Annotated in this window: 19 protein-coding genes, 1 pseudogene and 1 riboswitch; of the genes and pseudogenes, 11 read left to right on the top strand and 9 right to left on the bottom strand. The window is 69.0% G+C overall.

What is annotated here, in order from left to right; genetic code table 11:
- Positions 1–5: 5 nt before the first annotated feature.
- Positions 6–1,859, bottom strand: a complete 1,854-nt coding sequence (gene recQ / locus VEC03_RS18960) for a DNA helicase RecQ (protein WP_324918916.1) — start codon at positions 1,857–1,859, stop codon at positions 6–8.
- A gap of 60 nt (positions 1,860–1,919) precedes the next feature.
- Here recQ and VEC03_RS18955 point away from each other — a divergent pair, with 60 nt between their 5' ends.
- Positions 1,920–2,966: a homocysteine S-methyltransferase family protein gene (locus tag VEC03_RS18955; protein ID WP_324918912.1), complete on the top strand. Its 1,047-nt coding sequence runs from the start codon at positions 1,920–1,922 to the stop codon at positions 2,964–2,966.
- Between the two features lie 70 nt (positions 2,967–3,036).
- Here VEC03_RS18955 and VEC03_RS18950 read toward each other — a convergent pair whose 3' ends face one another.
- The gene (locus tag VEC03_RS18950; protein ID WP_324918909.1) at positions 3,037–4,026 is read right to left on the bottom strand and encodes a Bug family tripartite tricarboxylate transporter substrate binding protein; all 990 of its coding nucleotides are present in this window, start codon (positions 4,024–4,026) and stop codon (positions 3,037–3,039) included.
- Between the two features lie 79 nt (positions 4,027–4,105).
- A riboswitch (S-adenosyl-L-homocysteine riboswitch) is annotated at positions 4,106–4,182 on the top strand.
- Positions 4,183–4,219: 37 nt separating this feature from the next.
- On the opposite strand from VEC03_RS18950, the gene metH reads away from it, so the two are divergent.
- Positions 4,220–6,982: a methionine synthase gene (metH, locus tag VEC03_RS18945; RefSeq protein WP_324918906.1), complete on the top strand. Its 2,763-nt coding sequence runs from the start codon at positions 4,220–4,222 to the stop codon at positions 6,980–6,982.
- A gap of 73 nt (positions 6,983–7,055) precedes the next feature.
- Positions 7,056–8,033 carry a YihY/virulence factor BrkB family protein gene (locus VEC03_RS18940; RefSeq protein WP_324918903.1) on the top strand — a complete coding sequence of 326 codons (978 nt, stop codon included), beginning with the start codon at positions 7,056–7,058 and terminating at the stop codon, positions 8,031–8,033.
- A gap of 18 nt (positions 8,034–8,051) precedes the next feature.
- Here VEC03_RS18940 and VEC03_RS18935 read toward each other — a convergent pair whose 3' ends face one another.
- From VEC03_RS18935 to nosZ, 7 genes and pseudogenes are all read right to left on the bottom strand, one after another.
- On the bottom strand, positions 8,052–9,575 hold the full coding sequence (locus VEC03_RS18935) for a YifB family Mg chelatase-like AAA ATPase (RefSeq protein WP_324918900.1): 1,524 nt from the start codon (positions 9,573–9,575) through the stop codon (positions 8,052–8,054).
- A gap of 95 nt (positions 9,576–9,670) precedes the next feature.
- Positions 9,671–10,198 carry a nitrous oxide reductase accessory protein NosL gene (locus tag VEC03_RS18930; RefSeq protein ID WP_324918896.1) on the bottom strand — a complete coding sequence of 176 codons (528 nt, stop codon included), beginning with the start codon at positions 10,196–10,198 and terminating at the stop codon, positions 9,671–9,673.
- Positions 10,195–11,010 carry an ABC transporter permease gene (locus VEC03_RS18925; protein WP_324918892.1) on the bottom strand — a complete coding sequence of 272 codons (816 nt, stop codon included), beginning with the start codon at positions 11,008–11,010 and terminating at the stop codon, positions 10,195–10,197. Before VEC03_RS18925 ends, VEC03_RS18930 begins: the two co-directional genes overlap by 4 nt.
- 11 nt (positions 11,011–11,021) lie before the next feature.
- Complete coding sequence (locus VEC03_RS18920; RefSeq protein WP_324918889.1) at positions 11,022–11,951, bottom strand: ABC transporter ATP-binding protein; 930 nt, start codon at positions 11,949–11,951, stop codon at positions 11,022–11,024.
- Positions 11,929–13,182, bottom strand: a complete 1,254-nt coding sequence (locus VEC03_RS18915) for a nitrous oxide reductase family maturation protein NosD (RefSeq protein ID WP_324918996.1) — start codon at positions 13,180–13,182, stop codon at positions 11,929–11,931. The genes VEC03_RS18920 and VEC03_RS18915 overlap by 23 nt, the downstream gene beginning before the upstream one ends.
- Positions 13,183–13,196: 14 nt before the next feature.
- Positions 13,197–15,805 (bottom strand): annotated as a pseudogene (locus VEC03_RS18910) (4Fe-4S binding protein).
- Between the two features lie 49 nt (positions 15,806–15,854).
- A complete protein-coding gene (gene nosZ / locus VEC03_RS18905; RefSeq protein ID WP_324918886.1) occupies positions 15,855–17,798 on the bottom strand; it encodes a TAT-dependent nitrous-oxide reductase in 1,944 nt (647 codons plus the stop codon).
- A 289-nt stretch (positions 17,799–18,087) separates the two neighbouring features.
- Between nosZ and VEC03_RS18900 the strand changes: the two genes are divergently transcribed.
- From VEC03_RS18900 to VEC03_RS18865, 8 genes are all read left to right on the top strand, one after another.
- Positions 18,088–18,507, top strand: coding sequence for a c-type cytochrome (locus VEC03_RS18900; protein WP_324918883.1), 420 nt, complete (start codon positions 18,088–18,090; stop codon positions 18,505–18,507).
- Positions 18,508–18,514: 7 nt separating this feature from the next.
- Complete coding sequence (locus VEC03_RS18895; protein WP_324918880.1) at positions 18,515–19,579, top strand: FAD:protein FMN transferase; 1,065 nt, start codon at positions 18,515–18,517, stop codon at positions 19,577–19,579.
- 197 nt (positions 19,580–19,776) lie between these two features.
- On the top strand, positions 19,777–20,505 hold the full coding sequence (locus VEC03_RS18890; RefSeq protein ID WP_324918877.1) for a TorF family putative porin: 729 nt from the start codon (positions 19,777–19,779) through the stop codon (positions 20,503–20,505).
- A gap of 18 nt (positions 20,506–20,523) precedes the next feature.
- Positions 20,524–20,862 (top strand): P-II family nitrogen regulator, encoded by a 339-nt coding sequence (gene glnK, locus VEC03_RS18885; protein ID WP_324918874.1) that lies wholly within the window; start codon positions 20,524–20,526, stop codon positions 20,860–20,862.
- A 23-nt stretch (positions 20,863–20,885) separates the two neighbouring features.
- On the top strand, positions 20,886–22,292 hold the full coding sequence (locus tag VEC03_RS18880; RefSeq protein ID WP_324918873.1) for an ammonium transporter: 1,407 nt from the start codon (positions 20,886–20,888) through the stop codon (positions 22,290–22,292).
- A gap of 120 nt (positions 22,293–22,412) precedes the next feature.
- A complete protein-coding gene (locus VEC03_RS18875; RefSeq protein WP_324918870.1) occupies positions 22,413–24,578 on the top strand; it encodes a peptidase domain-containing ABC transporter in 2,166 nt (721 codons plus the stop codon).
- A 93-nt stretch (positions 24,579–24,671) separates the two neighbouring features.
- On the top strand, positions 24,672–25,388 hold the full coding sequence (locus VEC03_RS18870) for a hypothetical protein (RefSeq protein WP_324918867.1): 717 nt from the start codon (positions 24,672–24,674) through the stop codon (positions 25,386–25,388).
- Between the two features lie 780 nt (positions 25,389–26,168).
- Entirely contained in the window at positions 26,169–26,816 is a 648-nt protein-coding gene (locus VEC03_RS18865; RefSeq protein WP_324918864.1) for a hypothetical protein, read from the top strand.
- The last annotated feature ends 8 nt before the right edge of the window (positions 26,817–26,824 follow it).

Genomic DNA, 26,824 nt, shown 5'->3' with positions numbered 1-26,824 from the left:
CAGGCTCAGGAGGATGCCACGACCCGCAGCACCTCCTCGCCGTAGGCCTCCAGCTTGCGTGCGCCCAGGCCGCTGATGCCTTGCAGGTCCTCGAGCGAGCGGGGTGCCGACGCTGCGATCGCCGCCAGGGTGGCGTCGTGGAAGATCACGTAGGCCGGCAGGTTGTGCGCGCGCGCCACTTCACCGCGCCAGGCCTTGAGCGCCGCGAAGCGCGCCTGGCCGTCCCCGGTCAGCGCCGCGGCGACCGCCGGCAGGCCCGAGGCGGTGCGCGGCTCGCGCCGCTTGCGACCGTTCGCGCCCTGCGCCACCGACTCGCGCAACTGCACGGTGCGCTCGCCGCGCAGCACGGCGCGCGAGCCGTCGGTGAGCCGCAGGGTGTTGAAGGCCTGGGCATCGACCGCCAGTGCGCCGATCGCCACCAGCTGGCGCAGCACGCCGCGCAGCTGCGCTTCGCTGAACTCGGCGCCCAGGCCGAAGGTCGAGACCTGGTCGTGGCCGTATTGCGCCACCTTGTCGGTGCGGCGGCCGCGCAGGATGTCCATCACGTGGCCGGCGCCGAAGCCGATGCCGCTCATCTGCTGCACCCGGTAGACCGTGGACAGCAGCTTGCGCGCGGCGTCGGTGCCGTCCCAGACCTGCGGCGGCGCCAGGCAGTTGTCGCAGTTGCCGCAGGGCTGCGAAAGTTCGCCGAAATAGCCGAGCAGGCGCACGCGCCGGCAATCGGTCGCCTCGGCCAGCGCCAGCAGCGCGTCGAGCTTGCCGCGCATCACCTGCTTGAAGTCCTCGCCGGCCGGGCTCTCGTCGATCATGCGGCGCTGGTTCACCACGTCCTGCAGGCCGTACAGCATCCAGGCATCGGAGGGCAGGCCGTCGCGGCCCGCGCGGCCGGTCTCCTGGTAGTAGCCCTCGATGTTCTTGGGCATGTCCAGGTGGGCGACGAAGCGCACGTCGGGCTTGTCGATGCCCATGCCGAACGCGATGGTGGCCACCATCACCAGCCCGTCCTCGCGCAGGAAGCGGTCCTGGTTGCGCTGGCGAACGGCGGCGTCCAGGCCGGCGTGGTACGGCAGCGCGTCCACGCCGTGCTGCTGCAGCGACTGCGCCGTCTCCTCGACCCGCTTGCGGCTCTGGCAATAGACGATGCCGGATTCGCCCTCGTGCTCGTGCTGGATGAAGCGCAGCAACTGCGCCGAGGGATCCTTCTTCTCGGCGATGCGGTAGCGGATGTTGGGGCGGTCGAAGCTGCTGACGAACTGCTGCGCGCCTTGCAGCTGCAGCCGCTCCACGATGTCGGCGCGCGTCAGCGCATCGGCGGTGGCGGTGAGCGCGATGCGCGGCACGTCGGCATAGCGCTCGTGCAGCACCGTCAGCGCGCGGTACTCGGGCCGGAAGTCGTGTCCCCACTGGCTCACGCAATGCGCCTCGTCGATGGCGAACAGCGCCAGCTGCCCGCGGCGATGCAGTGCGTCGAGCTGCTCCAGGAAGCGCGGCGTGGTCACCCGCTCGGGCGCCGCGTACAACAGCGTGAGCTCGCCGCGCGCCAGCCGGCGCTCGACCCCGACCGCCTCCTCGTAGCTGAGCGAGGAATTGAGGAAGGCGGCCTCGACCCCCGCCTCGTGCAGCGCGCCGACCTGGTCGTGCATCAGCGCGATCAGGGGCGACACCACCACCGTCACGCCCTGGCCGGCGCGCTGGCGGGCGATGGCGGGGATCTGGTAGCACAGCGACTTGCCGCCGCCGGTGGGCATCAGCACCAGCGCGTCGCCGCCGCCGATGACGTGGTCGACGATCTGCGCCTGCGGGCCGCGGAACCGTTCGTAGCCGAAGACCTGCTGGAGGATGGAAAGGGCGTTGCTCACGATGCGGCGATTGTCCTTGCGGCCACGCGGCTAGGCCCTTGTTCCTACAATCCCGGTCCCATGAAGTCCCCAGCCTATACCCGCGGCCAGGCCCTGCCGCCCCTGCTCGAGAAGCGCATCCTCATCCTGGACGGGGCGATGGGCACCATGATCCAGCGCCTGAAGCTGACCGAGGCCGACTACCGCGGCGAGCGGTTCCGGGACCACGGCAAGGACGTGCGCAACAACAGCGAGCTGCTGGTGCTGACCCGGCCCGAGGTGATCCGCGACATCCACGCGGGGTTCCTGGCGGCCGGCGCCGACATCATCGAGACCAACACCTTCGGCGCCAATGCGATCGCGCAGGAGGACTACGGCCTGGCCGGGATCTCGCGCGAGCTGAACCTCGCGGCGGCGCGGCTGGCCCGCGAGGCGGCCGATGCCTCCAGCACGCCGGAACACCCGCGCTTCGTCGCCGGCGCGCTCGGCCCGACGCCGCGCACCGCCAGCATCAGCCCGGACGTCAACGACCCGGGGGCGCGCAACGTCGATTTCGAGCAGCTGCGCGCGGCCTACTACGAGCAGGTCGAGGCCCTGGTCGAGGGCGGGGTGGACCTGCTGCTGCTGGAGACCATCTTCGACACGCTCAACGCCAAGGCGGCGCTGTTCGCGATCGACGAGTTCTTCGAGGCCAGCGGCCAGCGCCTGCCGCTGGTCATCAGCGGCACCGTCACCGACGCCTCCGGCCGCATCCTCAGCGGCCAGACCGTCACCGCCTTCTGGCACAGCGTTCGCCATGCGCAGCCGCTGGCCGTCGGCCTGAACTGCGCGCTGGGCGCCGCCCTCATGCGGCCCTACATCCAGGAGCTGGCCAAGGCCGCGCCCGACACCTTCATCAGCTGCTACCCGAACGCCGGCCTGCCCAACCCCATGAGCGAGACCGGCTTCGACGAGACGCCCGAGGTCACCGCGCGCCTGCTGCGCGAGTTCGCGGCCGAAGGCCTGGTGAACATCGTCGGCGGCTGCTGCGGCACCACGCCGGCGCACATCCAGGCGATCGGCGAGGCGGTGTCGCCGCTGCCCGCGCGCAGCCGCCAGCGCGAGTTCTTCTACCGGGAAGCGGCCTGAGCCGTCATCCTCCGCGAAAGGGGAGGATGACGAGGGGGCGCTGAGGACGACGTGGGTGCGGCGACGCGCCTCACTGCGGCGTGAACCCGCTCGCCTTGATGATCTTCGCCATCGCCTGCGTATAGGCCCGCTCGCGCGCCGCCAGCTGCTGCTGCGTCATGTAGCCCACGGCCAGGCCCATGGTGGTGAGGCGCTCGCGCACCTCCGGCAGCGCCACCACCTTGGCCAGCGCGGCACCGAAGCGGTCGATCGCCGCCTGCGGCGTGCCGGCCGGCGCGAACAGCCCGTAGTAGGGCACTTCCTCGAAGCCCTTGAGCCCCAGCTCGGCGAAGGTCGGCGCATCCGGCACCGCTGCCTGCCGGGAGCGACCCATCACCGCCACCACGCGGATCTTGCCGGCCTTGTGGTTCTCGATGAAGTCCGGGATCGATCCCACGCCGGCGGAGACCTGGTTGCCCAGCATGTCCGCCATCATCGGCGCGCTGCCGCGGTAGGGCACGGCGCGCAGGTCCAACCCGAACTTCTGGCCGACCACCCCGACCAGGAATTCGGGCATCGAAGCCGGTGCCGGCACGCCCACGTTGCCCTTGCCGCCGCCTTGCGTGCGCACCCACTGCACGTACTCGGGCAGCGACTGCGCCGGCGTGCCGCCCGACAGCGCCAGTGCGTTGACGAAGGTGGCGAAGCCGGCGACGGCCACGAAGTCGGTGGCCGGGTCGAAGCCGGGCTTCTTGGTCACCAGCGGCAGGATGGAGATGCTGTGGTCGTGCGTCAGGAACACCGTGCGGCCATCGGGCGCGGCGGCCTTGAGCGCCTGCGCCGCGATCTGCCCGCCGGCGCCGGCGCGGTTGTCCACGACCACCGGCTGGCCCAACAGGCCTTCCAGCTTCTCGGCCAGCACGCGCGCGATCGCGTCGGTGCCACCGCCCGGCGGAAAGCCCACCAGGATGCGCAGGGCGTTGCCACCGGACTGGGCCAGCGCCTGCAGCGGCCAGGCGCCGGCCACCAGGGCAGCTGAGCCGAGAGCAAGGACCGCGCGACGGTGCAGGGGACGGGACATGGGAACTCCTGGGACAACGAAACGGAAACCGGGCATTCTCGCCCGCCGCCCTGCGACCACCCTGAAGCTAGAATGACGCCCTCTCAAGGAGCGTTGCAGCGCCGGCGGTGCCCGGCGTCAGGCTTGAGACTTCTTCCGTAACGGCGCTCACCTCGACCGCGGCGCAAGCCGCATCCCGACGAAGGTGAGCCGAATGCCCGATACCCCCGCCGTTCCCCCGTTGAAGCTGTCCGGCCTGGAGCCCGTCTCCATCGCGTCCGCTCAGCCAGTCGGGGACAGAGCTGAAGGTCTGTCCCCGAGCAATTGGTTCGTCAACGTGGGCGAGCGCACCAACGTCACCGGCTCCAAGGCCTTCGCCCGCATGATCCTGGCCGGGCAGTTCGAGGAAGCGCTGGCCGTGGCGCGCCAGCAGGTGGAGAACGGCGCCCAGGTCATCGACGTCAACATGGACGAGGCCATGCTGGACAGCAAGGCGGCCATGGTGCGCTTCCTGCGGCTGATCGCCAGCGAGCCCGATATCGCCCGGGTGCCGGTGATGGTGGACAGCTCCAAGTGGGAGGTGATCGAGGCCGGCCTGCGCTGCCTGCAGGGCAAGGGCATCGTCAACTCGATCTCCATGAAGGAGGGCGAGGCCGAGTTCAAGCGGCAGGCCCGCCTGGTCAAGCGTTACGGTGCCGCCGCCGTGGTGATGGCCTTCGACGAGCAGGGCCAGGCCGACAGCCTGCAGCGCCGCCAGGAGATCTGCGGGCGCGCCTACCGCATCCTGGTCGACGAGGTCGGCTTCCCGCCCGAGGACATCATCTTCGACCCCAACATCTTCGCCATCGCCACCGGGATCGAGGAGCACAACAACTACGCGGTCGACTTCATCGAAGCAACCAAGTGGATCAAGCAGAACCTGCCCGGCGCCAAGGTCAGCGGCGGCGTGTCCAACGTCAGCTTCTCGTTCCGCGGCAACGATCCGGTGCGCGAGGCCATCCACACCGTGTTTCTGTACCACGCGATCCGTGCCGGCATGGACATGGGCATCGTCAACGCCGGCATGGTCGGCGTCTACGACGACCTGGACCCGGTGCTGCGCGAGCGGGTCGAGGACGTGGTGCTCAATCGCCGGCCCGACGCCGGCGAGCGCCTGGTCGAGATCGCCGAGCAGGCCAAGGGCGCGGCGCGCGACGAGGGCAAGCGCAACGAATGGCGCCAGCAACCGGTCGAGTCGCGGCTGGCGCATGCGCTGGTGCACGGCATCACCGACCACATCGTCCCGGACACCGCCGAGATGCTGGACAAGGTGCTGGCCGAAGGCGGCCGGCCGCTGGGCGTGATCGAGGGCCCGCTGATGGACGGCATGAACATCGTGGGCGACCTGTTCGGCGCCGGCAAGATGTTCCTGCCGCAGGTGGTCAAGTCGGCCCGCGTGATGAAGCAGGCCGTGGCCTACCTGATCCCCTACATCGAGGAGGAGAAGAAGCAGCAGGAGGCCGCCGGCCAGGACGTGCGCAGCAAGGGCAAAATCGTCATCGCCACCGTCAAGGGCGACGTGCACGACATCGGCAAGAACATCGTCACGGTGGTCCTGCAATGCAACAACTTCGAGGTCGTGAACATGGGCGTGATGGTCCCGTGCCACGAGATCCTCGCGCGCGCCAAGGTCGAGGGCGCCGACATCGTCGGCCTGTCCGGCCTGATCACGCCCTCGCTGGAGGAGATGCAGTACGTCGCCGGCGAGATGCAGAAGGACGATCACTTCCGGGTGAAGAAGATCCCGCTGCTGATCGGCGGCGCGACCACCAGCCGGGTGCACACCGCGGTGAAGATCGCCCCGCACTACGAGGGCCCGGTGCTGTACGTGCCAGACGCCTCGCGCAGCGTTGGCGTGGCCCAGAACCTGCTGTCCGACCAGGCGGCGAAGTTCATCGCCGACGTCGAGGCCGACTACGAGAAGGTGCGCAAGCTGCACGCCAGCAAGAAGCAGACGCCGATATGGCCGCTCGCGAAGGCGCGCGCCAACAAGACGCCGGTGCAATGGGCCGGCTACACGCCGCCGCGGCCCAAGTTCATCGGCCGTCGCGTGTTCCGCAACTTCGACCTGGCCGAGCTGGCGAAGTACATCGACTGGGGCCCGTTCTTCCAGACCTGGGACCTGGCGGGGCGCTTCCCCGAGATCCTGAAGGACGAGGTGGTCGGCAGCGAGGCGGTGCGCGTGTTCTCCGATGGCCAGCGCCTGCTCAAGCGGCTGGTCGAAGGCCGCTGGCTCACCGCCAACGCGGTGCTGGGCTTCTGGCCGGCGAACACGGTGAACGACGACGACATCGAGCTGTACACCGACGAGTCGCGCGGGCAGGTGGCGCTGACCTGGTGGGGCGTGCGCCAGCAGACCGAGAAGCACGTGATCGACGGCGTGATCCGGCCCAGCCGCTGCCTGGCGGACTTCGTCGCGCCGCGTGGCGTGGCCGACGACTACGTCGGCGCCTTCGCCGTCACGGCCGGGCTGGGCGTGGACGAGAAGGTGGACTACTTCCTCAAGGACCTGGACGACTACTCGGCCATCATGCTCAAGGCGCTGGCCGACCGGCTGGCCGAAGCCTTCGCCGAGTGCCTGCACCACCGCGTGCGCACCGACCTGTGGGGCTACGTGCCGGACGAGCAGCTGGCCAACGAGGAACTGATCGCCGAGAAGTACCAGGGCATCCGCCCGGCACCCGGCTACCCGGCCTGCCCGGACCACAGCGTGAAGTCGCCGCTGTTCCGCCTGCTGGGTGCGCAGGAGATCGGCATGGACGTGACCGACAGCGGCGCCATGACGCCGGCGGCCAGCGTCAGCGGCTTCTACCTGAGCCACCCGCAGAGCACCTACTTCAACGTCGGCCGCATCGGCGCCGACCAGGTCGAGGACCTGGCGCGACGCCGTGGCGCCGAGCAGGGCGAGGTGCAGCGGCTGCTCGGTTCCAACCTGTAGCGTCGGCGCGGTCCGACCCTGCGCCGTAGCGGCAGCCGATAGCGCGCGCGAACCGGCGCCGCGATCCTGCGACATGGCCTGGCAAGACCGATTTCCCGAGCGCCTGCGCCGGATGGTGCGCCCGGCCTATCCGGTCTGGCGCGCGGCCCGGCTCTGGAGCGAGGCGGGCGGCTTGCGCATGAGCGCCGCCATGTCCTTCTACGGCATCCTCAGCCTGGCCCCGCTGGTGCTGGTGCTGGTCGGCGTGTTCGGCTGGTGGATGGACCGGCAGGCGCTCAGCCAGACCATGGTCGAACAGGCCGGTGCGATGGTCGGGCCGCAGGCCGCGGCAGTGGTGCAGCAGGCGCTGGCCAGCGCGCAGAAACCGGCCGAAGGGCTGGTGGCCACGCTGGTCGGCTTCTCGGTGCTGCTGTTCGGCGCCACCGGCGTGTTCGGCGAGCTGCAGAACGCCTTTGCCGACGTCTGGGCCGAGGGCCGGTCGCATCCGCCGCCTTCGGGCTGGTGGCACACGGCCAGCCAGCGCCTGCGCGGGGTCGCCTACATCCTGGCCTTCGGCTTCCTGCTGCTGGCATCGACGGTGGCCTCCACGCTGCTGTCGGTGTTCTCCGGCTGGCTGGGCGACTTCTTCCTGCTGGAAACGCTGCTGCGGCTGGCGAACGAACTCGTGGTGCTGGGGCTGTGGACGCTGCTGTTCGTCGCCCTGATGCGCCTGAGCGCCGGGCCCAAACCGGGGACGCGCTTCCTGCTGCTGGGCGCGGTGGTCGGCGCCATCCTGTTCAGCCTGGGCCGGCAGCTGCTGGCCTGGTACCTGTCGACCGCGGCGGTGGTGTCGGCCTATGGCGCGGCGGGCTCGCTGGTGGCGGTGCTGATGTGGATCTACTTCTCCTCGGGCGTGCTGCTGTTCGCCGCCGCCATGGCCCGGGCCGCTGAGGACACGCGCCGGCGCGTGGCGGGCGAACCGGTGGAGGAACAGCCGTTGCCGCAACGACCGGGCGGCCCCTCGCTGCGGACGGTGGGCGGCACGGAGCATGGGCGGCGAAGCGCCCGCTGATTCGGATTCGGCCGCCGGCTAGCGTTCCAGCAACCCGCGCCGGTACTGCACGGCTTCGGCCACGTGAGCCACCGTCACGTCGTGCGTGCCGCTCAGGTCGGCAATGGTGCGCGCCACCTTCAGCACCCGGTGCGTGGCGCGCGCGCTCCAGGCCAGCCGCGCGGCCGCATGGTTCAGGAATTCGGTCGCTGCCGCTTGCAGCTGCGTGTGCTGGTCGACTTCCGCGCCTTCCAGCGCCTGGTTCGGCTTGCCCTGGCGGGCCAGTGCCCGCCCGCGCGCGGCGAGGCAGCGTTCGCGCACCGTGGCCGTGGCCTCGCCCCCCGCGGCGGCCAGCAACTCCTGCGGCGCGATCGCCGGCACTTCCACCTGCAGGTCGATGCGGTCCAGCAGCGGGCCGGACAGGCGCGACTGGTAGCGACTCACCTGCTCCGGGCTGCAGCGGCAGGCCCGGTGCGGCGCGCCCAACCAGCCGCAGGGGCAGGGATTCATGGCGGCGATGAACTGGAAGCGGGCCGGGAACTCGGCGCGGCGGGCCGCCCGCGCGATGGTGATGTGGCCAGTCTCCAGCGGCTCGCGCAGGGCTTCCAACGCGGCCCGCGGGAACTCCGGCAATTCGTCGAGGAACAGCACGCCGCGATGCGCCAGCGAGATCTCGCCGGGGCGCGGCGGTGACCCGCCGCCCACCAGCGCCACCGCGCTGGCCGAATGGTGCGGCGAACAGGTGGGTCGCTCGGCCCAGCGCTCCAGGCTGAAGCGCCCGGCCAGGCTGGCGATGGCGGCACTCTCCAGCGCCTCCTGCACGTCCATGGGCGGCAGCAGGCCGGCGAAGCGCTGCGCCAGCATCGACTTGCCCGAGCCGGGCGGGCCGACCAGCAACAGGCTATGCGAACCGGCCGCCGCGATCTCCAACGCGCGCCGCGCGGCACCCTGCCCCTTCACGTCGGCCAGGTCCGGGTAGCTGGCGCGCGCGACCGGTGGCTGCGCCAGCACGCGCTGCCAGCCCTCGCCCGGATCGGCTGCTTCGCTGCGCTGGAATCGGGCCACCACGTCGGTCAGGTGGCGGGCGCGCCAGACGCGCGCCCCGGGCACCAAGGCCGCTTCCTCCGCGCTGCCCGGCGGCAATACCAACTGGGTGCCGGCAGCGGCCGATTGCAGCGCCAGGCTCATGGCCAGTGCGCCGCGCACCGGCCGCAACTCGCCGGACAGCGACAGCTCGCCGGCGAATTCGTAGCGCGCCAGCCGCTCGCCATCGAGCTGGCCGCTGGCCGCCAGGATGCCCAGCGCGATCGGCAGGTCGAAGCGGCCCGAGTCCTTGGGCAGGTCGGCCGGCGCCAGGTTCACGGTGATCCGTTTGTTGTGTGGAAAGTCGAACCCGCTGGTGAGCAGGGCGGCCCGCACGCGCTCGCGCGCTTCCTTGACCTCGGTGTCGGCCAGGCCGACGAGGAAGAAATTGGGCAGGCCGTTGGCCAGGTGGACCTCGACCTCGACCCGGGCGGCCTCCAGGCCGAGCAGCGCGCGGCTGCGCACCAGCGACAGGCTCATGCGGGACTCCCTCCGTGGCGCGTCAACGCGCCGCGCGGTCCCGGAGCCGACCGCCGCATAGCTTCCTGTGCGCTAGCGCACAGGAATGGCGTCGCTCACATGCGCTGGTCGTGCTGGGCGCCGCCGCGCAGGTCGGCCATCTCGGGCGTGACCTCGGCAAAGGCGTAGACGCGGCCGCCGAATGCCTTGGCGAAGCCGTCCGCCGCCTCGCGCGTGGCGAAGCTGGCGAAGGTCGGGCCCATGGACCCATGGCGCTTGCTGCCGGCCACGTAGAAGCCGCTGCGCGCCTCGATCCAATGACCCATGGGCTTGTTCCAGTCAGCCTTGGCCATGTCCTGCACGTAGGCGGCGCGCACCGGGCGCACCTGCTCGGGCCGCAGCAACTGGGCGAACAGCTCGGTGGTGTCGCAGAAGAACACCGGCGCAGCCACGCCAGCGTAGTGGATCTGGGCCTTGGGGCCGGGGTAGTCGGCCAGCAGCATGCCGTCCAGGTCGCAGGTGGTGGCGGGATCGATCTCCACGGGGGCGGCGGCTGCAGCGCTGCCACCCGTGTCCGGGCTGCAGGCCAGCAGCGTGGCAGCGGGCGCGGCGCAGGCGGCGAGCAGCAGGTGGCGGCGTTTCATGGTCGGAACCTCCAGGTGGCGATGCCCAGCGGCGCAGCAATCCAGCCCAGCATGACCAGCGCCATCAGCCAAGGCTTGGCGAGCGCCGCCGGCACGATGGAGGTGAGGCCGTACAGGCTGCGCACGTCGTCGAGCGAGAAGACGTTGAGGATGCGGAACACGTCCGCGGGGTTGAGCAGCAGCAGGTAGGGGAAGGTCTCCGCCCCGCGCTCGCCGCCGGTGGTCACCAGCAGTCCGAGCAGCAGCAGGTCGAACACCAGCACGAAGAAGAACCAGGTCGCGATGGCCAGGCCGGAGGCGCGGGTGCGGTCCCTGGCCAGCACCGACAGCAGCACCGCCAGGCTGAGGAAGGCCAGGCCGAGCAGCACCGAGCTGCCCATGAAGCCGGCGTAGGCGCCCAGGCCCGCCGTGCCGGCCTGGGTGGCGAGCACGATGGCGACCAGGCCGAAGCCGGCCACGGTGGACAAGGTCAGTGCCGCGGCCAGCCCGAGGTACTTGCCCAGCAGCAGTTCCAGCCGCGTGATCGGCAGCGCCAGCAGCAGGTCGAGCGAGCCGCGCTCGCGCTCGCCGACGATCGCATCGAAGCCGAGCAGCAGCGCGATCAGCGGGATCAGGTAGATCACCAGGCTGACCAGGCTGGTGATGGTGAACTCGATCGAGCGCAGGCCGACCGCGCCCTGCTGCGCGCCGCCGAAGTAGGCGATGACCAGCGCGAAGGCGGTGAACACCAGGGCCACCGCCAGCACCCAGCGGTTGCGCAGGCGGTCGCGCAGCTCCTTGGCGGCGATGGTGGCGATCTGTCGCAGTTCCATGGCCTCCTCCTTCAGGCGGAACAACCGAAGAACACGTCCTCGAGCGAGGGCTCGTGGATCCGCAGGTCGGCCACCGTGCTGCCCAGGGCGGCCAGCGCCGCCAGCACCGGCATCTTGGCCTCGCGCGGCAGTTGCGCCTGCAGCGCGCCCGGCTCCCAGCGGGCCTGCGCCAGCGGCAGGCCGGCCAGCGCGCGCTCGACGGCGGCAGCCGACCCGGCGCCGAACTCCACTTCCAGCCGCAGCGGCAGCTGCAGGCGCTCGCGCAATTCCTGCACGCTGCCGGTGGCGCGCACGCGACCGGCGCCCAGGATGGCGAGCCGGTCCACCCGCTGCTGCAACTCGGCCAGGATGTGCGAGGTGAGGATGATGGTCACGCCCCCGGCGCTCAGCTGCGCCAGGGTGGCGTGGAATTCGCGGATCGCTTCCGGGTCCAGGCCCGTCGTCGGCTCGTCCAGGAACAGCACCCGCGGCTGGCCGAGCAGCGCCTGCGCGAAGCCCAGGCGCTGGCGCATGCCCTTGCTGTACTCGCGCACCGGGCGCGCCGCCGCGTGCGCCAGCCCGACCCGCTCCAGCACCGCGGCGCAGTCCGCGGCCGGCGCCGACTTCAGGCGGGCGAAGAAGTGCAGCGTCTCCAGCCCGGTCAGGTTGTCGTACAGCACCACGTTCTCCGGCAGGTAGCCGATGCCGCGGCGCGCGGCCCGGAAGCCGCGCCCGCCGGTGGCCGCGCCCTGGATCCGGATCTCGCCGGCGTCGGGCCGCAGCAGCCCCAGCATCATCTTGAACAGGGTGCTCTTGCCGGCCCCGTTGTGGCCGATCAGGCCGAACACCTCGCCGGGCTGCACCTCGAGGTCGACGCCGTCGACGGCGCGCACCGCGCCGAAGTGCTTGACGGCTCCGCGCACGGTGATCGCCGGGGGCTCAGTGGTCGTCAGGGAGCTCATTCCATTGCCTCCAGTTCGGGTGGGCCGGCGCCATGCGCGGCTTGGGGTCGACGACGCTGGGCACCCGCACCAGCGGGAACTGCTGCGAGACCACCCGCAGCGCCTGGATCGCCGGGCTGGCCAGCAGCAGGCGCACCGCCGGGTGCCGCCACACCAGCCGGTCGACCAGGTCGTTGGCCTCGTAGCGCACGTCGCCGTGGCCGTCGCCGTCGCGGTCCCAGCCCAGGTAGTTGCTCCAGTGGTTGCCGCTGCGCGCACCCCAGGTCTCGTCGCGCGCACCGATGTAGCGCACCTGCTCGCGGTTGCCGATGAAGTCGTTGCCCTCCACCTCGTTGCGGGTGGAGCCGGCCGACAGGTGCACGCCCACCCGGTTGTTCACCACCAGGTTGCCGCGCAGGCGGGCGTACTCGACGTCGTAGATGAAGAAGCCGCGGCCGTTGCCGGCCACCACGTTGCCCTCGATCACCGAATCCTGCAGCGTGCGCAGCATGATCCCGTGGTCGCTGTTGCCCCAGGCCCGGTTGTTGCGGACCACCTGGTCGCGCACTTCCATCAGCGCCAGCCCGCCGCGGTTGAGATAGCTGTCGTTGTCCTCCCACAGGTTGCGATAGGAGTTCATGTAGTGCGCGCCGTAGCGGCTGTGGTGCAGGCGGTTGCCGCGGAACACCGCGTCGTGCGTGACGTCGATGTAGAGCGCGTCGCGAACGAAGCTGATGTTGTTGCCGGTGACCTGGGCGCCGCGCGTGTTGTACAGCTGGATGCCGTTGCCGCGCTGGGACGACGCGTAGTCGCGCTTGCCGACGATCAGGTTGTCCTCGATGCGCACGCCGTCGGCCTTCTCGACCCACAGGCCGAACAGGTTGTAGACCAGGTCGCAGCGGCGCACCACGGCGCGGTGCGCGCCCGGCGCCAGGTAGATGCCGGCGTTCTGCTCCAGCAGGCTGTCGCCGGAGTCGCGCACGATCAGGCCCTCGATCGTCACGTCCGGCGCGGTCACGCGGATGGTGTCGCCTTGCATGCCGCCGTCCAGGGTCGGGCGCTGCAGCCCGCGCAGGGTCAGCGGCTTGTCGATCCGCAGGTTGCCGACGTAGTGGCCGCGCGCCACTTCGATGACGTCGCCGGCAGCGGCGCGGTCGAGCACCGGCTGGATGGCCTCGCCCGGCCGCACGGTCCAGGTGGCCGCGCGCAGCGACAGCGGCGCCAGGCACAGGACGAGCAGCAGCAGGCGGATCAGCACGGCGGGTCCTACAGTTCCAGCCAGCCGGCGGACTTCAGCATGAGGAACAGCGCGGCGCCGATCAGCAGGTTCTTGAAGCCGACGTAGCAGATCATGTCCATCACGCTGGCCACCCGGTAGCGCCGGCCCCACCAGGGGCCATCCTTCACGTAGCGCTTGTTGGCCAGCCGGATCAGCACCTCGAACACGCTCCAGCCGAACCACCAGCCGATGATGGCGCCGGCGCGCAGCTCGCCCATCCCGGCCAGCACCCAGGCGATGGACACGGCGACGGCGAGCGCGATGCTGCCGGCGCGCAGGCCCGCGTGCGGCAGTTCCCGTGCCGACAGGCTCCAGGGCCACAGGTGGTCCCAGATCTCGGCGCAGACCCAGCCGCACAGGCCGGGCTGGCGTGTGGCGTAGGACGGCTGCGCCGGATCGGTGGGCATGCGGGGATCGACCATGGCGTTCAGCCTTTCGTGGCCGGCGGGTCGGCCGGCACCGGGTGGATCGGGATGTAGTAGCCGTCGCGGCCGATGGCCGTCAGCGGCAGGCCGGCGCGCTCGCGGCGCTTGCGCTCCCTGGACAACGGCGGGCAGGCGTGGGCGTCGGTGTAGAGCACCATGCAGTCCAGGCAGTGCAGGCACTCGCGGTGGTCGATGCGGCCGTCGGCATCGATCGCCTGCGCGCCGCAGCCCTTGGCGCAGGCGGTGCAGGTGCTGCATTCGTCCTTGCGCTTGAGGCCGAACCAGCGGAAGGTGGTCGGCATCGCCAGCGAGGCGCCCAGCGGGCAGATGTACTTGCAGTAGGGCCGCTCGACGAAGATCGAGATGCCGAGGATCACGGCAACGAAGGTCGTGTAGGGCCAGGCGCGGTTGAACGGGCCGACCAGGAAGGTGGTCTTGAACGGCTCGACCTCGGCCAGCATCTCGGCCCAGATCATCGAGAACATCGACACCGCCAGCAGGCCGCCGAAGATCACGTACTTCAGCCACTTGAGCTTGTCGTGCAGCGCCCGCGGCAGCGCGCGCTGGAAGCGCTTGAGGCCGATCGCGCTGGCGACCTTGTACAGCAGTTCCTGCAGCGAGCCGAACGGGCACAGCCAGCCGCAGAACAGGCCGCGGCCCCAGACGAACACCGTGATCACGATGAACACCCAGAACAGGAAGATGAAGGGGTCGCTCAGGAACAGTTCCCAGGTCCACTGGAACAGCAGCGAGTGGAACCAGGTCAGCACCTGCGTGATGGACGGCTGCGCCATCAGGCCGAAGCCGACGAAGCCGATGCTGATCACCCAGGCGCTGTACTTGAAGGCGTTGACCGGCCACTTGTTCTTGCGGGTGGAGCGGCGCGTCAGCTTGTCGCGCAGCGCATAGACGACGGCGACCGCAATGAGCAGCGCGGAGAACAGCGCGATCTCGATGGCACGCGACTTCCAGATCTTGACCCAGGCGGCTTCGGCCTCCTCGCGCGCCGGCCGGCCGCCCTCCAGGGTGGCGGCGGGCAGCCAGTACTCCGACTCGAAACTGGTGAAGGTGCGCGCCCCGGTGGCTCGGTCGACCCGGTTGCCCAGCAGGCTGAGCTTCCACGGCAGCGCCGCGGAGAACGCGGGCGAGCGCACGATGAAGATGGCCGACTCGGTGTAGCGCGGCGTGCCGGCCGCCTGCAGCCCGTACAGGTTCAGGTAGTCGAGGTCGCGGAAGGTGAAGGTGTCGCGGCCCTGGCGCACCTGGATGCGGTCGTAGATGCCGCCGCGCACGAAGCCCGAGCCCTTGAACGATTCCTGGCCCTGGGTGCGGATCACGAACAGGGCGTGTTCGCCCGGCTTCAACTGCGACATCAGGCTGGACCAGCCGGCCTCGCCCAGCAGCGAGCGGCCGACGTCGGGCTGGTTCAGGTAGCCGAACCACAGCTCGATGAAGGGCCCCTCGCCGCGCGGCAGCCCCACGTCCTGCGGCTGCACCAGCAGGCGCTGCACGCTGCCTTCGGCCGCGAGCGCCTTCCAGTCATGCTGGTTGCCGCGGTCCATGAATTTCGCCTGCGGCCGCACGGTGGGTGCCAGGATGCCGGTCTGCCGCGCCACCGCGGCGCCGGCGGTGGTCATCACCTGGTTCTGGGCGATCACCGTGACGGTGGCGCCGGAAATTGCATCCAGTCCGATCACGCCCTCGTCCGGACGCGAGCGACCGATCTCCAGCTGGTCGGTCACCGACTTGCCGAGATATTGGTCGTTGAACTTCTCCAGCGCGCTCTCGGGAATGCCCAGCAGCAGGATGGGCTCCGAATGCTTGAGCACCTTGACGCCGACGAAGCGGCCCTGGGTGTCCATCCCGATCAGCGTGACCACCGGCTTGCCCGAGTACGCCGGGGTGTCGGTGATGTCGGTGGAGAGCATCACGTAGCCGAGCAGCTTGCCGGCCCCGTCGTAGGCCTCGACATAGGGCGGCTGGCCCTTGCGCTCGGAGAACGCGGTCGCACCGGGGAACACCTCGGCGCAGGGCGCGTAGTCGCACAGGCGGGCCGCGGTGTGGACTTCGTCCGGCAGCTTCGCTTCATAGGCACCCGCCCACAGCAGGGGGGTGAAGAGCAATGCGGCAGCTCCCAGCCAGAGCCGGAACAGGATGGAGAAGGGATTCATGTCGGGCGTCGCTGCCCGCGCGCCGTGCGGCGCGCGGGAAGGACGAAGGTCAGGCTTCGACGATCATGCGGCTGCGCATCTCGAGGTGCAGCGCATGGCAGAAGTGGGTGCAGTAGGCCCAGAACACACCCGGCTGGTCCGCGACGAAGGTGACCGACTTGGTCTCCAGCGGGTTCACGATGAAGTTGATGTTGTACTTCGGGATCGCGAAGCCGTGCGTCAGGTCCTCGATCTTGTCCAGGTTGGTCAGGATCAGCGTCACCTCGTCACCCTTCTTCACCTTGAATTCGCGCAGGCTGAAGGCCGGCGCCTGCGAGGTGATCTTGACGGTGACCTTGCGGCCGTTGCGCGTGATACCCGACTCCTTGGCGTCCTTGACCGCGTTGGGGAAGTCGTCCAGCGCATACACCTGCTTCGGGCGCACCAGCTCGCGCTTGAAGATGATGAAGTCGTGCGGCTCGCCGCGCACCGGGTGGTCGGCCTTGAGCACCATCTTCTCGCCCGAGATGTCGATCAGCTGCTCGTTCTCGGCGTGCAGCGGGCCGACCGGCAGGAAGCGATCCTTGGAGAACTTGCAGCCCACCGCCAGCCACTTGCCGTCGGCCTTGACGGTCTCCGACTGGGAAGCGTTGACGTGGCCGGGCTGGTATTGCAGGTCGAGGCGGTCGACCACGTACTTGGCGTTCTTGTCACCGGCGTGGAACTTGATCGCGGCGTCCACGTTCCACTTGACCAGCTGGCTGTCCAGGAACAGCGTGGTGTAGGCGTTGCCGCGGCCGTCGAAGGCGGTGTGCAGCGGGCCCAGGCCCACTTCCACCTCGGCGACGATCGCGCTGTCCAGCTTCTCCGACTTGCCGTCGAACCAGTCGAGCACCTTGGCCAGCTCGATCACCGTGCAGGTGGGCGACAGCTTGCCGGCGCAGATGAAGTACTTGCCGTCCGGGCTGGCGTTCACGCCGTGCGGGTTCTTGGGCACGCTGACGTAGGCGGTCAGGGCCGTCTTGGGATCCTTGTTGGCCTCGCGGGTGCCGTCCACGACCGGCACCTTGGACGTGCCGATGGTCTTGAACTTGCCGGCCTTGACGGCTTCCTCGATGCGCGCGACGTTGAAGAACAGGCAGGCGTCGCGCTCGGCGGACATCATGTCCTCGTAGCGGGCGCCGTTCTCCACGTTGTACTGGTTGGTGGCGGCCAGCTTGCCGTCGTAAGAGGTGGCGACCAGGTCGCAGTTGCCGTCGATCAGCACCTGCCAGCGCACTTCCATGGTCTCGGCGTCGACGCAGCTGAACATCGAGCGGTAGGCCTTGTCGTCCTCCAGGCCGGCGCCGGGCAGCGGGATGCCGAACTCGGCGCCGCAGAACACGCGCGTGGTGTAGTTGATGGCCGGGTCGACCGGGTCGCGCTTGTCCGGGAAGATGCCGTGGAAGCCCTGCACGTTGGGCAGCTCGGTGATCTTGTCGCAGACGAAGTAGTCGAGCCGGACGCGCGCGATGCGCGAGTTGATCTTGTCGTTGATCCAGGCGTAGCGGCCGTCGTAGTCGCCGTCCTTGTAGGAGGCGTGCGTGTGGTGGGTGTCGGCCACCGTGTACTTCAGGCTGCCGTCGGGCTTGGTGCCCATCACGGCCTTGGACTCGTTGGTGATGCCCCAGCCGACCAGGGCGTCGGGCACGAAGCAGGGGATGCGCGTCAGCTCGCGGCCGGAGGGCAGGCCCAGCACCCGCATGTCGCCGGTGTGCCCGCCGCTCCAGAGGCCGTAGTAGGTGTCGAGCTCGCCCGGCTTGAGGTGCACGGTGCCCGCGCCGCCTTCGTCGGCGTGCGAGGCCGCGCCGGCTGCCGCCTTGGGCGCCGGTGCGCTGTCGGGCTTGTCGCTGCAGGCCGCCAGGCCCACGCCGGCCAGGCCGGCCGCGGCAGCGGTGTTGAGGAAGCGTCGCCGCGAGGGGACGGCTTCGGTAGCGGATGCGGAGGTCGAAAGGGTTGTCGTCTTGTTGGGCATCGGGATGTTCCGAACTGCGTGGATCGAATGCAGCCGGATGCACGAACCGCGCTCCGTGAAGCAGGGTGCCGGCAAGGCTGCAAGGGGATGATCCCGAAGGCCCGCGGGAAGTCCGTTGAGGTTCATCAAGGAGCGTTCAAGGGTTCTCCCGGGCCCGTTGCGGTGCATCAATGAAAGCGGGAGGCCGGCTTCGCAACATTGCGGTTCATCAACGAACCCGTCTTCAACGCTCGCGGTAGGCCGGGGTGCTTCCTAGAATCCGCCGCGCATCGACAAGGATCTGCAGCTCATGAAACACCTGGCCCTCGCCCTCGTTCTCTCGGCCGCCGCCGCGCTCGCCGCCTGCGGCAAGCAGGAAAGCGCACCGGCTTCGCAGCCCGCGCCCGCTCCCGCAACCAGCTCGGCACCCGCCGCGACACCGGCCGCCGCCCCGGCCGCGGCGCCGGCCGCCAACGCCGAACTCGGCAAGTCGGTCTACAACAAGACCTGCGCGCTGTGCCATGCCGCCAACGTCGCCGGCGCGCCCAAGCCGGGCGACAAGGCCGACTGGGGACCCCGCATCGCCCAGGGCAACGAGGTCCTCTACAAGCACGCGATCGAGGGCTACACCGGCAGCAAGGGCCAGATGCCCGCCAAGGGCGGCAACTCCGGCCTGTCCGACGACGAAGTCAAGGCCGGCGTCGACTACATGGTCGGCCAGTCGCGCTGAGCACGCCATGCGGGAGATGAGGCCGGCCGCCGCGCGCGTGGCCCCGGCGCCGGACCGCGGCCGGCGCGCCGTGCTCTGCGCCGGCGCCGCCCTGGCCGGCTGGGCCGTCACGGCCCGCGCCAGCGCCCCCGATGCGCGGCTGCGGGAGCGCCGCGCCCTGATGGGCACGCAGGTGGACATCGCCGTGCAGGGCGCCGACTCCGTCCTGCTGCGCGTCGCGGTCGACGCCGCGTTCGCACGCATGGCGGCGCTGGAAGCCGTCATGAGCCACTACGCGCCCACCAGCCGGGTAGCGGCGATCAACCTCGCTGCCGGCATCCAGCCGGTGCCGGTGCCGCGCGAACTGCTGGACGTTTTGCACATGGCGGCCGGGGTCTCCCGGCGCAGCAGCGGCGCGTTCGACGCCACCATCGGCTCGGTCGGCCGCTGGGACTTCGATCCGCAGGCGCCGCGCCGCCCCAGCGATGCCTACATCCGCGAGCACCTGGGCAGCGTGGACTGGCGCCAGCTGGTGCTCGATGACCGGGCCGGCAGCGCCTACCTGCGCCGGCGCGGCATGCGCCTGGACCTGGGCGGCATCGCCAAGCTCTACATCCTGCAGCAAGGGCTGGACACGCTGCGCGCTCACGGCGTGCGGACGGCGCTGGTCAACGGCGGCGGTGACGTGGTCGCGACGACGGCGCCGCAGGCCAGCGCCTGGCGCGTCGGCATCCGCGACCCGCGGTCGCCGGCACGGCTGCTCGCCAGCCTGGACCTGCGCGAGGGCTTCGTCGCCTCCTCCGGCGACTACGAGCGCTTCTTCCTGCGCGACGGGCGCCGCTACCACCACGTGCTGGATCCACGCACCGGCTATCCCACCGACGGACCGCGCGGCGTCACCCTGGTCGGCCGCGAGCTGCAGGCCGTCAACGGCCTGGGCGCCGCGGCCATGGTGCTGGGCACCGCCCAGGGCCGTGAGCTGATCCGCGGCAGCGAGGGCGTGCAGGGCCTGGTCGCCTTTGCCACGGGCGAGCTCTGGGTGTCGCGGGGCCTGCGCGAGCAACTGCGCCCGGCCGGTACCCAGGCCGGCTGAGCCTCCCCGCACCGAAATCAGGCCCGCTGCGGCCTGTCCTCACCATCCGGGTGCGCCGCGCGCACCCGCCCGAACCAGGCGCGCACGCCACCGGTGCATGCGCGCGCCTGCATGCATCGCGCACGGGGTGCTCCGTTGGGCTGGCACGGGTTCTGCTTTTGCTGTCGGGGACCCTCACCCCGACTCAACGGAGAACCATGAAAAGCACAGCCGCCGTCTTCCTGTCCATCCTCGTGTCCGCGGGCGCCGCCCAAGCGCAAACCCCTGCGCCGCAGCCGGAGCACAGCTTCGCCTTCAACGTCGGCGCCGTGAGCGACTACCGCTATCGCGGAATCTCGCAGAGCCGCCTGCGTCCGGCGCTGCAGGGCGGGGTCGACTACACCCATGCCAGCGGCGCGTACCTGGGCGCCTGGGCGACCTCCATCCGCTGGATCAAGGACGGCGGCGGCAGCGCCGACCTGGAGCTGGACCTGTACGGCGGCTATCGCTTCGGCGTCGGGCCCCTGGGCCTGGACGTGGGCGTGCTGACCTACAACTACCCGGACCACGGCCTGGCCATCAGCCCGAACACGCAGGAAGCCTACGTCGGCGCCAGCTGGGGACCGGCGACGCTGAAGTACTCGCACGCCTTCAGCAACCTGTTCGGCTTCGCCGACAGCAAGAACAGCTACTACGTCGACCTGTCGGCCAGCTTCGACCTGGGCCAGGGCTGGTCGCTGGTGCCGCACGTCGGCTACCAGAAGATCAAGAACAACGACCCGTTCTCCTATACCGACTACTCGCTGGCGGTGAACAAGGACTTCGGCAACGGTCTGTCGGCGAGCGCCGCCTGGGTCGGCACCGACAGCAAGGGCCTGTACCTCGCGCCCAGCGGCAAGAACCTGGCCCGCGACGGACTGGTGCTGGGCGTCAAGTATTCGTTCTGACCCGCAAGGAGAGCCCGCATGAAACTGGTCACCGCCATCATCAAGCCCTTCAAGCTCGACGAGGTGCGCGAAGCGCTCTCGGCCGTCGGGGTGCAGGGCATCACCGTCACCGAGGTCAAGGGGTTCGGCCGCCAGAAGGGCCACACCGAGCTGTACCGCGGCGCCGAGTACGTGGTCGACTTCCTGCCCAAGGTGAAGATCGAGGCGGCCATCGCCGACGAACTGGTGGAGCGCGCCCTCGAGGCCATCGAGGGCGCCGCCCGCACCGGCAAGATCGGCGACGGCAAGCTGTTCGTCTACGACCTCGAGCAGGTCATCCGCATCCGCACCGGCGAGACCGGCCCCGCGGCGCTTTGAGACCCCATTCGACAGAGGCTGCCATGAGAAAGCTGTTTGCCTGCTTCGCGCTCGCCCTGGGCCTGCTGGGCGGTTCCGCCGCCGTGCTGGCCCAGGCGCCCGCCACCCCTGCCGCGGCCGAGGCCGCTGCACCTGCCGCTGCCGCCGCACCGGCTGCCGCACCCGCCACAACGCCGGCGCCCGCGGAAGCCGCCGCACCGGCGCCCAAGGTGGATTCCGGCGACACCGCCTGGATGCTCACCTCCACGCTGCTGGTGATCCTGATGACGATCCCCGGCCTGGCGCTGTTCTACGGCGGCCTGACCCGCACCAAGAACATGCTGTCGGTGCTGATGCAGGTGTTCGTCGTGTTCTCCCTCATCAGCCTGCTGTGGGCGCTGTACGGCTACAGCTTCGCGTTCTCCGGCGAAGGCAGCTTCTTCGGCGGCGCGGACAAGCTGTTCCTGCGCGGCGTCACGCCCGACACCATCGGCGCGCTGGCGACCATCCCCGAGTACGTGTTCGTCGCCTTCCAGGGCACGTTCGCGGCCATCACGGTGGCGCTGATCGTCGGCTCCTTCGCCGAGCGCATCCGCTTCGCCGCCGTGCTGCTGTTCTCGGTGCTGTGGTTCACCTTCGCCTACGTCCCCATGGCCCACATCGTGTGGGGCGGCGGCCTGCTGGCGCAGGACGGCGCGCTGGACTTCGCCGGCGGCACCGTGGTCCACATCAACGCCGGCGTGGCCGGCCTGGTCGGCGCCTGGGTGCTGGGCAAGCGCATCGGCTTCGGCAAGGAGGCCTTCATGCCGCACTCGCTGACGCTGACCATGGTGGGCGCCTCGCTGCTGTGGGTGGGCTGGTTCGGCTTCAACGCCGGCTCCGCGGGTGCCGCCAACGGCAGCGCCGGCCTGGCCTTCGTCAACACCGTGCTGGCCACCGCCGCCGCCACGCTGTCCTGGATCACCGGTGAGGCGCTGCACAAGGGCAAGGCCTCGATGCTGGGCGCCGCCTCGGGCGCGGTGGCCGGCCTGGTCGCCGTCACGCCCGCCGCCGGCTTCGTCGGCCCGATGGGTGCGATCGTGCTGGGCCTGGCGGCCGGGCTGGTCTGCCTGTGGGGCGTGGGCGGCCTCAAGCGTGCCTTGGGCGCGGACGACGCGTTCGACGTGTTCGGCGTGCACGGTGTCGGCGGCATCGTCGGTGCGCTGCTCACCGGCGTGTTCGCCTCGCCCTACCTGGGCGGGACCGGCGGCGCGACGCCCGAGACCTTCACCATCGCCGCCCAGCTCTGGGTGCAGTTCAAGAGCGTGCTGTTCACGATCGCCTGGTCCGGCGTGGTGGCGTTCATCGCCTACAAGCTGGTTGACGTGCTGATCGGGCTGCGCGTGTCGGAGGAAGAAGAGCGCGAAGGGCTGGACATCACGGCCCACGGCGAGAGCGCGTACAGCCGCTGACCGGTCGCACCCGGTGACGTGGAGCCCGCTTCGGCGGGCTTCCGTCGTTCTGGCGCGTGCTCCTGCAAGCAGACGAAGGAGGACCGTTGCGGCGACAGCGGGCACGCCTAGCATCCGGCGATGCCCTCCATGCCGAACGAGCGGCTGGCCGACCAGGAGGTCGTCTGGGTGCTGGCCACCATCTGCCGCCAGCACCGGATCCCGTTCGACGCCGGTCTCTTCCTGCAACGTCATCCCCCCGGGAGGGACGGGATGTATTCGCTGGCCGAAATGCTCCTGGCCGCGGAAGCACTGGGCTTGCAGGCGGAGCACGCCGCTGCTTCGGACCTGGCGTTCATCGCGACCCGGCTGCCGGCGCTTTTCTTCAGGCAGTCTGAGTCCGGCGCCACCCACCCTGGCGTCGCCGACGCGCCGGCGGCGTCGCGCGGGCCGGAGCCTATCGTGGTCACCGACCTCGCGGCCGATCGCGCCAGCTTCTCGGGTGCCAGCGGCGATGCCGGCGAGTCCGTTGCGATCGCCGAGTTGCTGGCGACGCTCGGTCCGTCGGCGGTCTGCTTCACGCCGAAAGCGCAGCCGCTGCGGGACGAAGACGGGGCGCGTGCCTCCGAAGACGCGCCGTTCGGTTTCGCCTGGTTCGTGCCCGAGCTCCTGCGCTACCGGACCGTGTGGCGCGACATCCTGCTGGCCTCGCTGGCGCTGCAGCTGGTGGGACTTGCGACACCGCTGTTCACGCAGGTGGTGATCGACAAGGTCGTGGTCCACCAGAGCCGTAGCACCTTGGTGGCGGCCGGCGTGGGCCTCGCCTTGGCCATCGTCTTCACGGGCATCTTCTCGTGGGTGCGGCAGTACCTCGTGCTGCACACTGGCAACCGTGTGGACGCGGTGCTAGGCAGCCGGGTCTTCTCGCACCTGCTCAAGCTGCCCATGGGGTACTTCGCCCGGCGGCCGACGGGAACCCTGGTCGCTCGCCTGCAGGGGGTCGAGTCGATCCGCGAGTTCATGGCCGGCGCGGCGGTCACGCTGCTGCTGGACCTGCCCTTCATGCTGGTCCTGCTCGGCGTGATGTTCTGGTACAGCTGGCAACTGTCGCTCATTGCCGTCGGCCTCCTGGTCCTGCTGGCCGCCCTGAGCGTGGCCGTCACGCCGCTGCTGCGGGGACGGCTGGAGCGGCAATTCCTGCTGGGCGCCCGCAACCAGGCCTTCGTCACCGAATACGTCGGCGGCATGGAGACGGTCAAGGCGCTGCAACTGGAGCCGCAACTGGAGAAGCGGTACGGCGCCTGCTTGGCGGACTACGTCGCGGCCGGGTTTCGCACGCGGCAGCTCGCCAACACCTACGGCACCGCGGCCCAGTCGCTCGAACAGCTGCAAGGGCTCGCGGTCCTGATGGCCGGCGCCCTGCTGGTGATGCGGAACGACGGCTTCACCATCGGCATGCTGGTCGCCTTCCAGATGTTCGCGACGCGCCTGTCCCAGCCGCTGCTGCGGCTGGTCGGGTTGTACCAGGAATTCCAGCAAGCGAACGTGTCGGTGAAGCGGCTGGGCGACCTGATGAATGCACCGGCCGAACCCTACGGGCTGCTGCCGGCGCGGGCGGGCGCAGGCAGCGGCCGCATCGACATCAAGGGCATCGCCTTTCGCTACAGCCCGGAGCACCCCTGGTTGTACCGGGACCTCTCACTGTCCTTCAAGCCGGGCACGACCACGCTGCTGGTCGGCCCCTCCGGCAGCGGCAAGAGCACCCTGGCCCGGTTGCTGCTCGGATTCCACCGGCCGACGGAAGGCTGCATCCTGGTCGATGGCCAGGACACCCGGCACCTGTCGGCCAACGAGCTGCGTTCCAGGTTCGGTGTGGTGCCGCAGGAAACGCAGTTGTTCGCCGGGACGGTCTACGAGAACCTGCAGATGGCGAACCCGTTGGCCAGCTTCGAGCAGGTGGTGCAGGCCTGCCGGATGGCGGAGATCCACGAGGCCATCGAGGCGCTTCCGCGGGGCTACCAGACCGAGATCGGCGAAAAGGGCGTGGGGCTGTCGGGCGGCCAGAAGCAGCGCATCGCCGTCGCCCGTGCCTTGCTGAAACGTCCACGAATCCTGATCTTTGATGAAGCCACGGCGAGCCTGGACGTGCAAACTGCGGCGCAACTCGCCCGGACCATCAACCAGCTGCGCGGCAAGGTGACGGTGTTGTTCATCTCACACCAGGTGCCCAGGGGACTGCAGGTGGATGAGACGGTGATCGTGGGGATGGGGCGGAGCGAGAGCAAGGAGCGGGCGAATGCATCTTGAGGCGACCATTGAATCGAAGTCTTCGGATGGTCATGCAACAGATCTGCCTTGCAAGCAAGGCGACCTCAAGCAAGACAACAGCGAAGAGCAGCGATGAAACTCGGTCTCATTTTTGTGTTGGCGTTCTCTCTTCTTGCAGCGGGATGCAGCAAGACCCGAACCTGGGAAGAAGAGGTTCTGCTTAACACGGGTGAAAAGGTTTGGGTGAGGCGGAGCCAATCCTATTCGTTGACAGGAGGCGCCGGAAACCCGGCTGATCTGGCGTACCGGCCGGATAGCGACTCAGAGATCGAGTTCGATTGGCGCGGCGTCCGCTACAGATACCTCGGCGACGCGAACGTGATGGTGCTTGCCATAAGCCCCGGTGGAGTGCCAGTCCTGGTTGCTGACGCGGCAGGCAACTCCTGGAATTGGCGCCACCACTATGGCTGCACGCTGCCTTTCTACGTTCAACTTGTTCCGAGTTCAACGGGTGAGGCGTGGACTTGGCCTTCTCAAATCGAAGCTTGGTTGTACGGACTGCCAGCCAATTTGTTCATCAGTTTCGAGGACCCGGGCAACGTCAGATCTCGGTATTCGATTGAAGACAAGAGGCGTCAGCCGTACCTTGTCGATCCGCGGCTTCGCGCTGTTCAGATGGTCGATCCTCATTACATCGGCGATCTATGCAAACGCGGAGGAGGCCGAATGGGGAGTCTGGCAACTTCAGGAATTGAAGCGCCTTGCATGTTGAAGAGACTGTCTCGAGTTGCGCACTGGTTTGACAGCCAAGAAATGAGTTTCAGGCGGGAATATGACTTGGATGCGTAGGACTGTTCTGCGGCCCTGGATTGGGGTCTGTGCCGCCGTTCTCCTTGTGGTTTTCGTTTCCACCGCTGCGCACGGGAAGACTGCGACGTGGGAAGAGGAGGTTCTGCTCAATACGGGTGAGGTGATCCGTCTGCACAGAACACTTGGCTTTGCGCTAAGAGGCGCAGCAGGCAATCCTTTCGATATCAGTTATCACCCCACACGAAACAGCACGTATGAGTTCACCTACAAGGGAAAGACCTATCGATATGAAGGGGCCGGCGGATTCCTAGTGCTAGCCGTGTCTCCGTCGGGTGTTCCGGTTCTCGTGAAGAACGCGGATTCAGGCGCGTGGTACGCCACTGCAAACTACCAATGCACGATTCCGTTCTATGTCCAGTTCGTGCCCGATAGCACCGGTCGGGGCTGGTCTTGGCCACCATCGATTGACTCCTGGCTCTACAACATGCCTTCCAACTTGATGGCGGCTCCGTCAAGACCGAGCCATCTCGTATCCAGGTACTCCCTTCAGGACAAGAGGAAGCAAGGATTCAGCGCAGATCCTCAACTTGGATTTCTTCAACGGATCGATCCCATGTACAGCGGGGATCGTTGCGGAGTGAGGTGAGGTATGGCCACGCCGCAAGAGCGCGACTGCGGCGCAACTCGCCCGGACGATCAACCAGCTGCGCGGCAAGGTGACGGTGCTGTTCATTTCGCACTAGGTGCCCTGGCGGCTGCGGGGCGATTGAGACAGTGATCTCGGAAATGGTGCGGGACAAAGACACGAGAGAGTGGGGCGTGAGACCTTTCATTCAGGATCGGCTGACGGCGTTATCTAAGAGCGGAGCCAAGTCGCTGGCTGGGTTGTGCATGGTTCTTTCGCTTGCCGCCTGCTCGAGAACACTGACATGGGAGGAAGAAGTTCCTCTCAATACAGGCGAAACACTTGTTCTCAAGCGTGCTATGGAGTGGCGCCTGCAGGGAGGTGCAGGAAACCCCTTCAACTTTGGGATGCGCCCGGATGTAGACAAACAGGTGCTTGAGTTCAGGTATCGAGACAAGGACTACGTCTACTCGGGTGGGGCGGCTGTTGGGTGGATAGCCGTTTCAAAAGAAGGGCTGCCAGTTCTGGTGGCAACTCCCGCGGACTGGGCGTGGGCCGTTCGAAATCACTACTACTGCATCGTCCCGTTTTATGTGCAGTTTCTCCCTGATGCCACCGGCCGAAGTTGGACATGGGTCCGACCAATAGAGCCGTGGCTGTATGGACTGCCATACAACGTGCTGGCGAACTTTCCTCGGCTCAATGAGCACGCCAAGCAGAGGTACGCCGTGGCAGACCGCGTCGAACGGGACGCGACATACAGACGCGAGCAACCGGAGCGCACGGTGATCACACCGGATTACAAATCCCGCTCTTGCATCGCGGATCCAGCGTCTAAATAGGGGAGTGC

It is taken from the genome of Ramlibacter sp. (assembly GCF_035627355.1).
Lineage (GTDB): Bacteria > Pseudomonadota > Gammaproteobacteria > Burkholderiales > Burkholderiaceae_C > Ramlibacter.
The sequence above is the reverse complement of the archived record's forward strand: the minus strand, read 5'-3'. Positions and strand labels throughout refer to the sequence as shown.